Annotated in this window: 13 protein-coding genes; 7 read left to right on the forward strand and 6 right to left on the reverse strand. The window is 48.1% G+C overall.

The window, feature by feature from the left end; genetic code table 11:
- Positions 1–9 precede the first annotated feature (9 nt).
- Genes AC3WQ3_RS20405 through mnhG form a run of 6 tightly spaced genes read left to right on the forward strand, consistent with a single transcriptional unit; the run spans position 10 to position 5,915 of the window.
- Complete coding sequence (locus tag AC3WQ3_RS20405) at positions 10–2,961, forward strand: Na+/H+ antiporter subunit A (RefSeq protein ID WP_492473318.1); 2,952 nt, start codon at positions 10–12, stop codon at positions 2,959–2,961.
- Position 2,962: 1 nt separating this feature from the next.
- On the forward strand, positions 2,963–3,301 hold the full coding sequence (locus AC3WQ3_RS20410) for a Na(+)/H(+) antiporter subunit C (protein WP_095287534.1): 339 nt from the start codon (positions 2,963–2,965) through the stop codon (positions 3,299–3,301).
- A complete protein-coding gene (locus tag AC3WQ3_RS20415) occupies positions 3,294–4,772 on the forward strand; it encodes a Na+/H+ antiporter subunit D (RefSeq protein ID WP_336779776.1) in 1,479 nt (492 codons plus the stop codon). The genes AC3WQ3_RS20410 and AC3WQ3_RS20415 overlap by 8 nt, the downstream gene beginning before the upstream one ends.
- Before the next feature lie 6 nt (positions 4,773–4,778).
- A complete protein-coding gene (locus tag AC3WQ3_RS20420; protein ID WP_095287536.1) occupies positions 4,779–5,255 on the forward strand; it encodes a Na+/H+ antiporter subunit E in 477 nt (158 codons plus the stop codon).
- Positions 5,255–5,539: a Na(+)/H(+) antiporter subunit F1 gene (locus AC3WQ3_RS20425; RefSeq protein WP_095287537.1), complete on the forward strand. Its 285-nt coding sequence runs from the start codon at positions 5,255–5,257 to the stop codon at positions 5,537–5,539. The genes AC3WQ3_RS20420 and AC3WQ3_RS20425 overlap by 1 nt, the downstream gene beginning before the upstream one ends.
- The gene (gene mnhG, locus AC3WQ3_RS20430) at positions 5,523–5,915 is read left to right on the forward strand and encodes a monovalent cation/H(+) antiporter subunit G (protein ID WP_110822468.1); all 393 of its coding nucleotides are present in this window, start codon (positions 5,523–5,525) and stop codon (positions 5,913–5,915) included. The genes AC3WQ3_RS20425 and mnhG overlap by 17 nt, the downstream gene beginning before the upstream one ends.
- A 107-nt stretch (positions 5,916–6,022) precedes the next feature.
- On the opposite strand, the gene AC3WQ3_RS20435 is transcribed toward mnhG, so the two are convergent.
- The 4 genes from AC3WQ3_RS20435 to AC3WQ3_RS20450 form a co-directional block, all read right to left on the reverse strand.
- Positions 6,023–7,042 carry a dienelactone hydrolase family protein gene (locus AC3WQ3_RS20435; protein WP_492473319.1) on the reverse strand — a complete coding sequence of 340 codons (1,020 nt, stop codon included), beginning with the start codon at positions 7,040–7,042 and terminating at the stop codon, positions 6,023–6,025.
- 289 nt (positions 7,043–7,331) lie between these two features.
- The gene (locus AC3WQ3_RS20440; RefSeq protein ID WP_492473320.1) at positions 7,332–9,533 is read right to left on the reverse strand and encodes an MMPL family transporter; all 2,202 of its coding nucleotides are present in this window, start codon (positions 9,531–9,533) and stop codon (positions 7,332–7,334) included.
- 258 nt (positions 9,534–9,791) lie between these two features.
- A complete protein-coding gene (locus tag AC3WQ3_RS20445; protein ID WP_492473344.1) occupies positions 9,792–10,412 on the reverse strand; it encodes a flavin reductase family protein in 621 nt (206 codons plus the stop codon).
- Positions 10,413–10,577: 165 nt separating this feature from the next.
- Positions 10,578–11,579: an iron-hydroxamate ABC transporter substrate-binding protein gene (locus AC3WQ3_RS20450; RefSeq protein ID WP_336779773.1), complete on the reverse strand. Its 1,002-nt coding sequence runs from the start codon at positions 11,577–11,579 to the stop codon at positions 10,578–10,580.
- Positions 11,580–11,829: 250 nt separating this feature from the next.
- Between AC3WQ3_RS20450 and AC3WQ3_RS20455 the strand changes: the two genes are divergently transcribed.
- Complete coding sequence (locus AC3WQ3_RS20455; protein ID WP_336779772.1) at positions 11,830–12,426, forward strand: hypothetical protein; 597 nt, start codon at positions 11,830–11,832, stop codon at positions 12,424–12,426.
- Between the two features lie 63 nt (positions 12,427–12,489).
- Here the strand turns inward: AC3WQ3_RS20455 and AC3WQ3_RS20460 are convergent, their stop codons facing one another.
- Both AC3WQ3_RS20460 and AC3WQ3_RS20465 read right to left on the reverse strand, forming a co-directional pair.
- Positions 12,490–13,716: a multidrug effflux MFS transporter gene (locus tag AC3WQ3_RS20460; protein ID WP_336779771.1), complete on the reverse strand. Its 1,227-nt coding sequence runs from the start codon at positions 13,714–13,716 to the stop codon at positions 12,490–12,492.
- A gap of 43 nt (positions 13,717–13,759) precedes the next feature.
- Positions 13,760–14,506, reverse strand: coding sequence for a GTP pyrophosphokinase (locus tag AC3WQ3_RS20465; RefSeq protein ID WP_095287774.1), 747 nt, complete (start codon positions 14,504–14,506; stop codon positions 13,760–13,762).
- Positions 14,507–14,670: the final 164 nt, after the last annotated feature.

Raw genomic sequence — 14,670 nt, forward strand, 5'->3', positions numbered from 1 at the left:
GGTGTAATATTGAGCCTGCTTCATCTTGCTGTTATTTTCCCTTTCGCCATGGGGATTTTACTTACGATGCTGAACCGCTTCTTCCGTAGAATACATATGGGGTGGCCGGTTCTTATTGTTCCGGCGGTGTTGTTCGGTTATTTTGCAAGCCTCATTCCTGCCGTGTCTCAGCGGAATATGGTCTCCGGTTATGTGCCCTGGATTCCGTCTCTGGACATTGGATTTAATTTATATCTGGATGGCTTAAGTCTGCTGTTAACACTACTTATTACCGGGATCGGGGTCCTGGTGGTGTTTTACTCCATTTACTACATGGACAAAAAAGAGGATTTGAACCGTTTCTACCTGTATTTGCTCATGTTTATGGGGGCCATGCTGGGCGTTGTACTGTCCGATAACATGATTGTATTGTACGGATTCTGGGAACTGACAAGTATCACGTCTTTCTTGCTGATCGCGTTTCATTACAAACGCAAAGCTTCCACTTCAGGCGCACAAAAGTCGTTTTTGATTACCGTATTTGGCGGGTTCGCCATGTTAGCGGGATTCATGATGATGTACTTGATGACTGGAACGTTTAGTATCCGTGCAACCATTACGGAATGGGGACAGATTCAGGATAGTGCATTATTTTTGCCTGCACTGGTGCTGATCCTGATCGGGGCATTTACCAAATCCGCGCAGTTTCCCTTCCACATCTGGCTGCCGGATGCGATGGAAGCTCCAACACCCGTCAGTGCATATCTGCATTCGGCCACAATGGTTAAGGCTGGCTTGTACGTTATAGCCCGCTTCACGCCCATCTTTGGGGGAGAGGGAACCTGGTTTTGGCTGGTCACTGGCGTAGGTCTCCTGACCTTATGTTATGGATCATTCCTTGCTGTGAAAAAGAACGACCTGAAGGCCATTCTTGCATATTCCACGATCTCACAGCTTGGATTAATCATGTCCCTGCTTGGCATCGGCTCCGCAGCACTCTACTTCGGTTATGGCGAGTCTTCTGCCGTCTATACAGTTGCAATTACAGCTGCCCTGCTTCATCTTTTCAATCACGCAACCTTCAAGGCAGCACTATTTATGGTCGTCGGTATTGTCGATCATGAAACAGGGACACGCGATATTCGCAAGCTCGGAGGACTGGCTTCCTTTATGCCTGTCACGTTCACTGTAGCGCTAGTGGGCGCACTTGCCATGGCGGGTATTCCGCCTTTCAACGGTTTCTTGAGTAAAGAACTGTTCTTCCAAGCCATGGTTGAAGTGACACATCTGCGTATCTTCGGACTTGGTTCGTGGAGCATCCTATTGCCTGTACTCGCTTGGCTCGCCAGTGTATTTACTTTAATCTATGCGCTGATCATCGTGTTCAAAACGTTCCTCGGTAACCGCCGCACGGAGCTTCCGGCGGAGAAGCTGCATGAAGCTCCGGTTGGTATGCTGATTCCTCCGGTAATCCTCGGTGTGCTTGTCATTACATTCGGACTTTTCCCGGATCTGCTGGCTGGATCGCTTATTGAGCCGGCGATGGCCTCCGTGCTTCCAGCGCTACTGGACGGAAACGAGCATTTTGATGTTCACTTCTCCTTATGGCACGGAATAACACCGGAATTAATCATGACCATCGGTGTCATTCTTCTTGGTATCACGTTGTATAAACTGTTACCTCGCTGGAGAAATGTGTATGAACATTACCCGCAGGGCCTGACCATTAACAATATGTATCATGTCATTCTGGATAATGTGCAGCATTATGCTCGCAAATGGACAGAAGCTTACATGAACGGATCTGTCCGCAATTATCTGGTATACATCTTCTCGTTCACCGTTGCACTGCTTGGATATGCCTTTTTCCGCTCCGGCGAGAATATTACCTGGAATTTCAAAGGGCATGCTCCCTTCTCATTCTATGAAGCGGTGCTGCTTGTCGCCCTGATTGCTGCTGCAGTCTCCATTCCTTTTGCGAAAAACAGACTCTCTGCGGTCATTATGACTGGAGCTGTCGGGTATCTGGTTACGCTGTTATTTGTATTGTTCCGTGCACCCGATCTGGCATTAACCCAGATGATTGTGGAGACCGTATCTGTAGCGCTGTTCTTGTTGTGCTTCTACCATCTGCCTGAGCTTCAACGCGGACGGTCCAGCCGCAAATATCTCAGCGTGAACATGATTGTCGCTATTGCGGTGGGTATCGTCATGACCTTCGTAGCCCTTGCCGCAAGCGGAACAGCTTCCCTGGAGAGCATCTCCACTTTCTTCATTCAGGAGAGCTATAACCTTGCAGGCGGCAAAAACGTGGTCAATGTGCTGCTCGTTGACTTCCGCGGCTTTGATACGATTCTGGAAATTATGGTGCTGGGGGTAGCTTCATTATCCATCTATTCCATGATCAATCTGAACCTGGAAGCCAAGGATCTCGGAGCGCGATTGAAGTTCCGCAAAAAAGAAGAAAGCAAAGATGACGATAATCTGGATGACGAAGCGGATAATACGAAAAAATATGGAAACCAGGAACGCAGCTCCTCCACTTGGGATACTGTTCCCTTACAGAGTAACGATGTGCTGCTGCAAACGACAACCAAAGTAGTCGTCTTTATCATTCTGACGTTTGCGCTGCATTTGTTCTTCGCAGGACATCATAATCCGGGCGGCGGTTTCATCGGAGGATTGGTCACGGCTGCTGCACTGGTCTTGATTGCTCTTGCATTCAGTACGGATACGGTACGCAAAGCGCTGCCGATCGATTTTCGTACGTTGACGGCTGTCGGATTGGCCATAGCCCTTTTGACGGGCGCCGGTTCCTTCTTATTCGGGGTTCCCTTCCTCAGCCAGACCTTCGGTTATTTCGAACTTCCTTTGCTGGGAGAGACCGAGCTTGCTACTGCGATGCTGTTCGACCTCGGCGTGTATATCGCTGTCCTTGGCGTCACCATGACCATCATTCTACAGATCGGGGAGGATCGCTGATATGGAAATATTGATGTGCGTTGCCGTTGGCATACTGTTTGCCGTCGCCGTCTTTTTAATCTTGTCACGGAGCCTGCTCCGGATTGTGTTAGGCATGTCCATCCTCACGCATGGGGTGCATCTGCTGCTGATCACGATGTCACGTCTTAAGACAGGTGCTCCTCCCTTGCTGGGAGAAAAGGCAGAAAGCTATGTCGATCCGCTGCCCCAGGCGCTGATTTTGACCTCCATTGTCATCAATTTCGGGCTAACTGCTTTCTTCTTTGTTCTGTCCTATCGCTCTTATCTAAAATTGAGAACGGACGACATGGAAGAAGTAAGGGGGCGTCCATATGAATAATCTTGTGGTTTTGCCTTTGCTGCTGCCGCTAATTACAGGTGTAATAACCATTCTGTTTTTCCGCAAAGTCCGTATGCAGCGTATAGTCAGTGTCATGGGGACACTATTGACCGCTGCTGCATCAACCGTATTAATTACACAGGTGGCGAGCTCAGGCGTACAGACCCTTAATATGGGCGGTTGGGCCCCGCCATACGGTATCGTTCTTGTAGCTGATATGGTATCTGCCCTGCTCGTTGTGGCTGCTTCCATCATTGCTCTGGCATGTCTGCTGTATGCTTTTCGAAGCATAAACCAAGAGCGGGAAGAACATCATTTTTACGTCTTCTTTCATTTTCTGATTGCAGGCGTGAACGGTTCTTTTCTGACAGGTGATCTGTTCAACCTCTTTGTCTGCTTTGAACTGATGCTGATTTCTTCCTATGCACTTATCGTACTGGGAGGAACGGAAAGACAACTCCGAGAGACGATCAAATACGTCTTGATTAACATCGTATCATCCGCATTGTTTGTTGCCTCTATTGGCTTCCTCTATTCGATAACAGGCACGCTGAATATGGCGGACTTGTCCAATCGGATTGCCGAGGTGGGACAAAGTGGTGTGATTACTCTGATTGCTGTCCTCTTTCTCATCGTATTCAGTATCAAGGCGGGCCTGTTCCTTTTCTTCTGGCTGTCCGGCTCCTATGCAGCTCCCCCTGCCGTGGTGACGGCTTTGTTCGCCGGATTGCTGACCAAAGTAGGGCTGTATGCGATTGTGCGTACATTCACGCTCATTTTTTATCATGATCCGGATTTCTTCAATGCTCTCATCGGCTGGATGGCTGGCGCAACCATGATTCTCGGGGTTATTGGCGCGATCTCCTATCGTGACGTGAACAAAATTTTGGTCTATAACGTGGTTGCAGGTGTCGGATTTGTGGCCTTCGGCATGGCCGCTGCAAGTCGTCAGGCTCTGGAAGGGCTGCTCTTCTACATGCTGCATGACATGTTGATCAAAACGCTGCTCTTTTTGCTGGGAGGTGCCCTGATCGCCGTTGCGGGTACATCCAAACTGGAAAACATGGGTGGATTGCTCCATCGTTATCCGCTGCTTGGATGGATGTTCTTCATCAGTGCACTTGCACTGGCCGGTATTCCTCCATTCAGTGGTTTCCCAGGTAAGCTGCTGCTCTTCGAGGGTGGCTTGCAGGCCGGCCTTTACGGTCTTACGGGAATTGCGGTGCTCTCCAGCCTGTTGATGCTCTACTCGGTCCTGCGTATTTTCATTCAGGCCTTCTGGGGCGAACCGCCAGCAGGTATCGTTAGACGGCCTTACGCGGTAAACGGACTCTTAATCCCTGCCGGCATCCTGTTCATATTTATTATCGTCATGGGCTTGGGGGCTGAAGGAATGTTTCAGCTAACCTCCCGCGCAGGCGACATTCTACTGCATCCCAATCTTTATATTGATGCAGTATTGAAGGAGTAGATGCTTATGGCCTTTCAGATCATACTGAATCTGATCATTGCCTTTGTATGGATGTTTCTGAACAATGCCTGGAATGGCGTTGGTTTTCTTATTGGTTACCTGCTCGGTCTACTATTAATCGGAAGTATGCGGCGGTTCTTCCCCCAGCGCTTCTATATCGTTCGAGTCTGGGCCATCATGAAGCTGCTCTATCTGCTGTTCAAGGAATTAATACGAGCGAGTATTGAGGTTATACGCCAGATCATCAAGCCTAGGCTTGAAATTCGTCCTGGCATTTTTACCTACCGGACTCAATTGTCCTCCGACTGGGAGGTTACCTTTTTATGCCTGCTTATCTCACTCACACCGGGATCGTTACCACTTGAGATATCTGGGAATCAACGGAAGCTGTTCATTCATGCACTGGATATCAAGGATGAACAAAAAATGAGGGATGATATCAAAAATACGTTTGAAAAAGCCATTATGGAGGTGACGCGATAATGCTATCCTCAATGTTGTTTATATCCCTGCTTGTACTGTCCTTGGCCATCCTGGGTTGCTTGTACCGTGTGCTGCGCGGTCCTTCCATGGCTGACCGGATTACAGCTCTGGATACCATCGGCATTAACGTCATCGCCATTGTGGCTGTGCTGTCCATGATGCTTCACACGCAGGCCTATCTGGATATCATTCTGCTGATTGGTATTCTTGCTTTTCTCAGTACAGTCGCATTCGCACGATATATTGAACGGGGGGCGGTGTTCAAAAATGAAGGAGATCGTTAATGGAACCGCTGAAATTGCTATCGGTCTGATTGTTCTGTGCGGAGCTTTACTGAGTGCACTTAGCGCCTTTGGACTCATACGATTACCAGATGTTTACCTGCGTGCGCATGCCGCGACTAAAAGTACAACACTCGGTGTGTTTTGCGTACTCATCGGAACATTTTTCTTCTTCTGGTACTTCGATAACTACATCAGTGCACGCGTACTTCTTGGCATTGTGTTTGTCTTTATTACCGCTCCGGTTGCCGGGCATTTGAATGCACGCGCAGCATACCGGACAGACGTTCCACTCTGGGAACAGAGCGTACAGGATGAACTTGAACCGCTGCTCAAAGGTAAAAAAGTCAACCATGAGGCCAAGGATATGATGGAATGATGAATACCACTTCAATTCCTATTAGAAAAATCAAAGGCAACCCCGCAGCTTACACACCAGAGGCGTGTAGCTACGGGGTTATTTTTCATGTTCAGTGAGGCGCTTTTTTATAAAAACCTATCCAGCCAATCATACGCCTTGGCGCCACTGATTTCGTGCCCGCCTGTGAAGAAGTCTGCACCCAGCACATCTTGTGCATCCTCTTGTGCATAGATCTCCCGCAACCTTGCGAACGCTTCCCTTGCCGCAGCCTGTGGAAACACCCGATCCTCACTTCCTGCTTCAATGAATAATGGTCTTGGCACGATTAGTCCGATAATATCCGGCAGCTCCGCTTCCCGCAAGATGCCTGGAATGTAATTATCAAGACAGTGGTTCCGGTCCAGAATACTTGCTTGAAAGGTGCTGGCATATCCGCTGATGACCGTGGCCCGGAATCTTGCATCCAGCGCAGCAGTAAAGGCAGCAACGAGCCCTCCACCCGAGATGCCCATGATTCCAATCCTCTCTGCATCAACTTCAGGGCGGGTAGACAAATAATCAAGCACCCTCATCGTCTCGTAGACACGATGTCCGGCCAGTGTCTGTCCGGCCATGAGCAGATGGACTGCAATCTTCGTGCAGGAGCTAATTCCTGGCGGTTCATCAATATCCTCATCCAGTCTTCGATCACCGAATCCGAGCAATTCTGGAGCGGCAACCATGAACCCTCGCTGCACCAGGGATACGGCAAAATCCTTATGCAGTCCCGTTGCGGCGGTTCGAGGTGAGCCGTCAGGCTCCATGCCGCTTATCTCCCGGCTCCCATAACCATGGCCATGACAGGCAATCATGGCAGGAACAGGTGCATTTGTGTTACTTAACTCATTAGGAATCAATATGTATATTGGCATTCGCAATCCTGCATAGGTCGTTATTTCCACGCGTTCTCTTACGTAACCATCGCAAGTAATACGCTCCAGCACGACAGCTTGCAGCTCTGCATCCTCAGCCGGGAAATCACCAAGTCGTTCACGTATTCCCGAACGCAGCTGTTCACTCCACTGTTCCAGAGGCTGTCCTGCCTGATATGCATAACGTCCGTGCTCAGTCGTTTGTTGTTGCAGATATGATTCAATCCCAGTCATTAATGGTATACCTCCTTGTTCATTCGCTGCATCAATCCATATGAAATAAAATATAATTGATGAACTAAACGGATCAAATCCGGACTATTTTCCAGTACATTATAGTGCAAGCCCATGGCCTATGAATTTAATATTCATGCCGCATTAACCCAAAACCCTGCTATTTTTATGAAAAAAGAGACATCCCCCTGTCCTGCAAAGCAGACATCAGGAATCTTCCTTTATCATATGGTGGCTACCTTATAGGAACATTTTGCACACTTGGTAATCAGACCATGTTCTTCAAGCGTTATGTTTTTTGTCCTGGGAGCCACCAATTCCATTTCCCCATCAGCTTCATTAGTGCTGGCACGAGCAGCAAACGAATGACTGTGACATCAATGAGCACCGCAGCAGTAATGCCAACGCCAAGCTGCTTCACTCCTTCCACATCTCCAAAGGCAAAAGGTATAGTCACAGCAAGCAGAATGGCTGCAGCCGATGTAATCAGTCGACCCGTTGATGCGAGTCCCTGCATGACCGCCTGGTCACTATCTCCTGTCAGACGATACATCTCCTGTATCCGGCTGAGCATAAATACGCCATAGTCCATTGAAATGCCGAAGACAAGTCCAGCGATAAACACCGGAATCATGATGGCAATCGCCGAGGGCTCCATCCCAAGATGCCCCTGATTGAAGACCAGCACCAAGACTCCAAACGAAGCTGTCAGGCTGAGTATATTCATCAGTATTGCTTTGATTGGAATCAGCAGCGAACGAAATGCCATCAGCAGTACAATGTAATTAGATACGATTACGAAAACCAGCACCTTGGGCAGCTGTCCCAAAATTTCCTGCATAATCTCAACTTGGGAAGCAGCTTCTCCGCCATAACGAATAGGTATCCCCTGAGCGCCTTGTTGCGCGTCCCGTTCATTCATCATGTTCAGCCAGTTTGCAGCTTGTTCTGATCCTGGAGCTCCCTTGATGATCGCCACCAGACGAATAGCATCCTCAGATACGTACGAGGAGAGAAGCGAATCGTGCAAGATCAGCTCGCTGCTCGCACCTCCAATCTGCGAGGTTGTTCTGTTCTGTCCTGGCCTGTACTTCTGATCCATTCCCCAGACGGATTCTATCTGAAGAACATCCTCATCCTTTTGCAACTCCCTTACCTTTCGAAGTGCCGTATTCCAGTGTAATGGGGTTAGCCTCTCTCCCGATCCTCCGATGAGGATGTCAACGGAAGCGAAGTCCTTTTGAGCGAAAACCTGCTGCATCCTCTCTGCAGCTTGTCTGGATTCTATGGTTGCGGGCAATGAGGTTGCGTCCGGAATCGCCATCTCCAACTGCTGAACCGGAAGCACGCAGAACAGCAGAATACCTGTACCCAACAAGGTCATCCGTATCGGTCGTTTCATCACTGTGCCAAACCATCGAAGCCATATGGAGGGTTTACGCGGCGGCTTACTGATTGGAAAATGCTTTTTTCGTTTAAAGATCCGCTGAGCATAGAGGGTAAGAATGGCTGGCAGTAAGGTCACATTAATTAACACGGATATCATCAGGACTGTCATGGCACCAAGCGAGACACTCAGAAACATGGGAAGTCTGATCCAGACCAGCGACAACAGGCCAAGCAGCACACAAGCAGCAGAAAACAAAACAGCCCTTCCGGCTGTACGCAGTGTCCTCTGAATAATCTCATACGAACTCTGCCCATGATCATGCGGATACAACTGCATCTCATCCCTGTATCTGCTTATAATGATCAGCGCAAAATCGATGCTAAGCGCCATTCCCACCATAGGTATGACATTAATAACGAAATTCGAAAGTTCCACGTAATGCCCCATGAGAGAGGTCATCCCCATGGCTGTGACCACACCGACGACCCCCATAATTACGGCAACAAGGGCCGCATATAGACCTCGAAAGGCAAAACACAGAATAAACAAGGCAATCGGTAAGCCAACGACTTCCGCACGCTCCAGATCTCGAAAGCTCAACTGATTCACATCCTGCTGAACTACCGGCTTGCCGGTTAAACGAATAATTCCTTGATCATCTGCTGTATTCAGGGAACGAAGCTGCTCGGTGGGAGCATTCATCCGGTGTGCCGGTACATTAAAATCCAGGAGTGCATATGCCATGCCATCCCGCATCATTGTGCTTCTTCCAGCCTCAAGTGGAGAGATTATGGTTGAAATATGGGGCAGCTTGGCTACCGCCTGTAAATGTCTGTTGACCCAATTCTGAAATTCTGCTGGAGAGGTGCCAGTTTGCTTTTCATAAACGACAATAATCGGTTCATCCGGGATTCCGAAGTCTTCCTTGAGCATACGCTCAATATGATGTGCATCTCCATGAATCTGTTTCAACCCATGATCCTGAACAACACCGGGCAGATTCCATGCCCATACGGCGGATACCCCGATAATAAAAACCCAGCTGATCATGATGAACCGTGGATATCGGCCTATGAGGTAAGCAAGGCTGCGATAACCCATATCCAAGCTCCTCTTCTATCAGATTGTCATTTCATTCTTCATCTATGATGGCTAGCAGGGGCCTACAATACAATCAAGTAACACACCAGAATAGTACAAGTCTATTCACGCCAGAATGAGTTTATGTTCAGCAAACAAGGAAAGACGGACAAGACCTGTACGTTTGCACAGGTTATCCGTCTTGATCAGTCGATTTAGATAATCAGCCATTTGGATCCTATATGGAAAGATGAAAAGTAAATGACCAAGTGAATGACCTTATACAGGCCGAACTACCGTGAATCGCTCACCAAGTTTAGCGTAATCATTGCCCGCAAGCCGGCTTACGGGTTTAAGGTGATCCATCAAAATGTAGTGATGAGCGGGGTCATACACTTTTTCATTAAAGTGATACTGTACGATGCGAACGAGAAGCAGATCCGTTACAGGTTTTCCTTCATCATTAGACACCGGAATATGCTGATACAGACGACATTCCATGCGGATCAGTGCTTCCTGTATTCCGGGCACCGTCACAACTGAACTTGGTACCTTCGTCAGGCTAGTTCGCTCCAGCTCGCTCTCATGTGGTTCAAGCAGTGCTGCTGTCTCATTCATTTCGTTAACGATTGATTCGTCACAGATATGTACGACTAGCTCTTGCCCTGCAATCGCATTGCGGGCGGTATCTTTCATCACTCCATCCTTACGGTTAATGGAAATGGACAGCAACGGCGGATCGGAGCTAACGACATTAAAGAAACTAAACGGAGCTGCATTCACGACGCTGCCGTCCTCTGAAATGGTTGTGACAAAAGCTATCGGTCGCGGCACTACCGAACCACTCATCAATTTATAATTATCCCTGCTCGTCAGATCATTTGGATTCAATGTATACATCATAGACCTATCCCCTTTCTTAATCGGGAACGGATGGTTCCCATACGGACACTGTTACTTCGTAAGTATATATCGGGTTATACTAAAAAAACAAAAAACTCCCTGATGCCTATGGACACCAGAGAGTTGTACGATGACTTGCAGCACATATCATGTGCCATTCATTTATTTAACAATGCTTTTCTGAATATCTTCCAGAATTTGCGTGTTCGCTTGTACTCCACTATACAACCAGCTGCTCGTGCTCTCAAACTCGTATACTTCTCCGTTTTTCACAGCAGGAATACTTTGCCACACTGCGTCTTTCAACGCTTCTGCCCCTGTTCCCTTATCACTGTTAACCAGGAAGAGATAGTCAGCATTCATATCTGCGATTCTTTCCAGGGAAACCTCGGACCAGTTACCAGTTGCTTTTGCCGATATTTCCTTCACAACTTCAGGCTGTTGCAGTCCGAGTTCATTGTACATGACTTCACCACTGGAGACATTGTTACTAACCACATAAAACTTGTTATTGAAGAGCCAGAGTGCTGCTGCAGTTTTCGTACCACCTGTTGCTGCAGTCACTTTTTCCTTAATTTCTTTTGCTTTTGCATCGTAATCGTCAAGCGCTTTTTGAGCTACATCCGATTTATTCAACAGCTCGCCTATTTTCAAAAGAGCCTGACGCCAATCCTTGTTCACATCATCACCAAGTACATAGGTCGGGGCAATTTTATTGTATTGTTCGTACTTCTCCCCTTCTACAGTACTTTCAGAACCCATAATGATCAGGTCCGGCGAGAAGCTGGCTACAGCCTCAAAAGGAAGTTCACTTGCAATTGTAGGGACTCCATTCAGAGTTTCTTGAAGATAATCCTGCACACTGCTGCCATCACGGGCTGACCACTGAGCAGCAGGCTTCACGCCAAGTGTTACCAGATGATCTTCCAGATAGGAAGCGATAATGCGCTGCGGATTGGCTGGAATCGTTACATCATGACCCTGTGCATCTTTTACCGTGCGTTCTGTTGGAGCTTCTGTCTGTGTCTCAGTTTCCGTTGTTGTATTGGTCTCTCCTGCTGCAGTTCCATTATCTGCCGACTTCGTTCCGCATGCAGCCAGCCACAATGACATGACCATAATCGTGATTAGCAGCATGATCCCTTTTTTATTACTTTTCAACACGTGATTATCCCCTTTCATAATGAACACCTCAATATGAGCTGGTATGGAAAATTTAAAAAGGGCCTATACTCTCCGGTATATGATCCCTGTATGTACTTGTCCATTTCCATTGACAATGATAATTGTTATCAACTGAGTTGTCAATCCGGTTTTTCCTTTACCACGTTCGATAGCTCGTGATCCATTCACCTTTGGGCGAATGCCGCCATATGATGTTCTCAGAATACGACGACAGGAAGGATGTTCGTAGATGGATTACATCAATCATACCTATGCAGGTTACGGTGGTGAAGAGCGCTCTGTACAGTTTCCTCCATTATTCCCGGGTGGCAGCCAGGGAGGGCAGCCCATCCAAGGAATTCCCGGAGGACAGGGATCTTTTCCCCCATACTTTCCAGGTGGAAGCATTGGCGGACAGCCACCGTTCTTTCCAGGAGGCGGTCAAGGTACGGTTCCAGGCGTTCCCGCACAGTTGTCGCAAGGCAATCTGCCTACCCTGTTAGGCGCCTATCCACGTCCGGTTGGGCAGCCACCAGCGGAGATGGTATTTCTCTACAATCTGATCAAAAGCAGCCCCGGGCTTCTGCCGTTGTTTATCCAGCAGCAACCACAGAATTTGACCCAGGCTGTGCAATTCGCCCAAACAGGCGTAACCGCCCCAAGGGATCAGAATCAGCGTGTACTGCAGAACTTTTGTTACAACCGTTGGTCCCTTGTATTCACCTACAATGACGTCTTTCTCATGTGGCCTGCCACTAATATCTTTGGTTTTGTCGTCGGTTACTTCTATCCGTTCCTGACCCCTGGCATTTTGCTCAATACGCAAATCTTGTTCGCTCTTTGCTAACACACAAGCGCCCCACCCGAAGTTTAGACCTTCGAATGGGGCGCTTAGCTATTTTATATAGGATTAACGGGTCTGCTGACGATGCCCACGCTTACCGACCATAACCAGATAGAGCAGTAAAGCCCCAAGGTCGGCACATGCGATAACGATCCCCATTGGTACCGCGGTTCCCTCTCCTCCCAAACCGACGAGCGGAGCTACGATCCCGCCAAACAGGAATGTCATGACCCCTATTAGTGCAGAGGCACTGCCAGCTGACTTCTCCTGGTTGGCCATGGCCAGCGCGAAGGAAGCCGTGTTGACGAGACCCACACTGGAAACGACAAGAAATAACGGAACCAGGATGGAGATCAGATTGCCTCCCAATAGGATGGCAACGAGCAGAGATGTGCCTCCTACAGCAGCCGCAACGAGGCCGGCCAAGAGCAAACGCGTTTCGGACACTTTACCCGCCAATCTCCCGGCAATCTGGCTTGCCAGAATGATTCCGAGACCATTAACGGCAAAGCAGATACTGAACATCTGCGGAGAGACGCCGTAAATCTTTTGCAGTACAAATGGTGAACCCGATATGTACGCGAACATTCCCGCTGCCACAAATCCTTGAGTCAATGCATATCCCATGAACAGACGGTCCGATGCGATCTGCCGGAATGTGACCAGAGTCTGCTTCAAGCCTCCGCTGGATCTTCGTTCGGACGGCAGTGTCTCTCCAAGTCCAAAAATAACGGCCAGTAACGTAAGCACCCCAATAAGACTCAATAAGATAAAGACACCACGCCATGAAGTATATGCGAGCAGCTGCCCACCGATAATCGGTGCTGCGATAGGCGCTACCCCGTTAATAAGCATCAGCAGGGAGAAGAACCGGGTTAACTCCGGACCCGAATACACATCTCTTACCACTGCCCGGGATATAACAATTCCGGCTGCACCCGCAGCCCCCTGAATAAAACGCAGCACAACAAAAGAACCCATTGTCGGACTCACCAGACATAGAATGGAAGCAATCGTATATAGCACAAGTCCTGCAATAAGCGGCGTACGACGTCCTCGTACATCACTAAGGGGACCTGCCAGCAGTTGCCCTGCAGCAAGCCCGACCATACAGGCTGTTAAACTAAGTTGTGCATACGAAGGAGAGGAATTGAAATCCTCAGCGAGTGTAGGCAGTGCGGGCAGATACATATCCAGAGACAACGGACCGAAGGCAGACAGTGTCCCCAATATCAAGGCCATACGCACACGTGATGATGATTGATTATTTAAGGATGCTGATGAACTATTCATAGGGATTAAACTTGTTCCTTTCCTTACGATGTTTCCTGTTTACTTAGTGTTCTCCGTCACCAAGCAGACGAAGCAGGTTGGATGGCAGTGTAAACTGCTGATTATTAATGATAATGCGGCGCAGCTCCTCCTCATCCCGTTCATTCTCTGCGTCCTTGATCTCTTGAATCTCCCGATGAAGTCTCTCCATCTGTTGATCAAGGGCATTGGCGGAATCTGCTGCGCTTTTTAATTCCTTGGTCAGACGTTCAGGAACGTCCTTATTGTATTTATAAAAGATTTTATGTTCAAGGCTCGCCCAGAAATCCATGGCAATGGTACGGATCTGAATCTCAACACAGGCACGCTCTTCACCATTGGACATATAAACAGGTACATCCACCAAAAGGTGCAAGCTTTGATATCCATTGGGCTTCGGATTCTGGATATAATCCTTCACTTCTAGCACACGCAGATCACTCTGATTGCACAGCATATCCTTGATCCGATAGATGTCCGAGATAAAGGAGCATGTGATACGAACGCCGGCAATGTCCTTGATATTTTTCTTGATACTTTCGAAGGTCAGTTCATGATTTTTGCGAAACATCTTATTCATGATGCTTTCAGGAGACTTCAATCTGGATTTCGTATGCTCAATTGGGCTGTAATCATGCAAGGACTGAAACTCTTCCTTTAAAACTTCAATTTTGGTTTCCATCTGATCGAGAGCAAATTTATAAATCATCATGAATCTGGTAATTTCGTATTTGAATTTCTTGAATTGGTCAATCGGATGTGGAGCGTTCATCATGGTTTTCTTCCTTTCTTTTATGCGCACTTGAGTAATTTACAGGTATAAGAATTCAGGCGGCCCGCACCTGTCTCTGATTCATTATAAAACATATGGAGCCAATAAACGAATTTGTGTCACGTGAGCAGTTAGCATGAACGAGAGGTATGGGATCAGATTTT

Source organism: Paenibacillus sp. FW104-T2 (assembly GCF_058789975.1).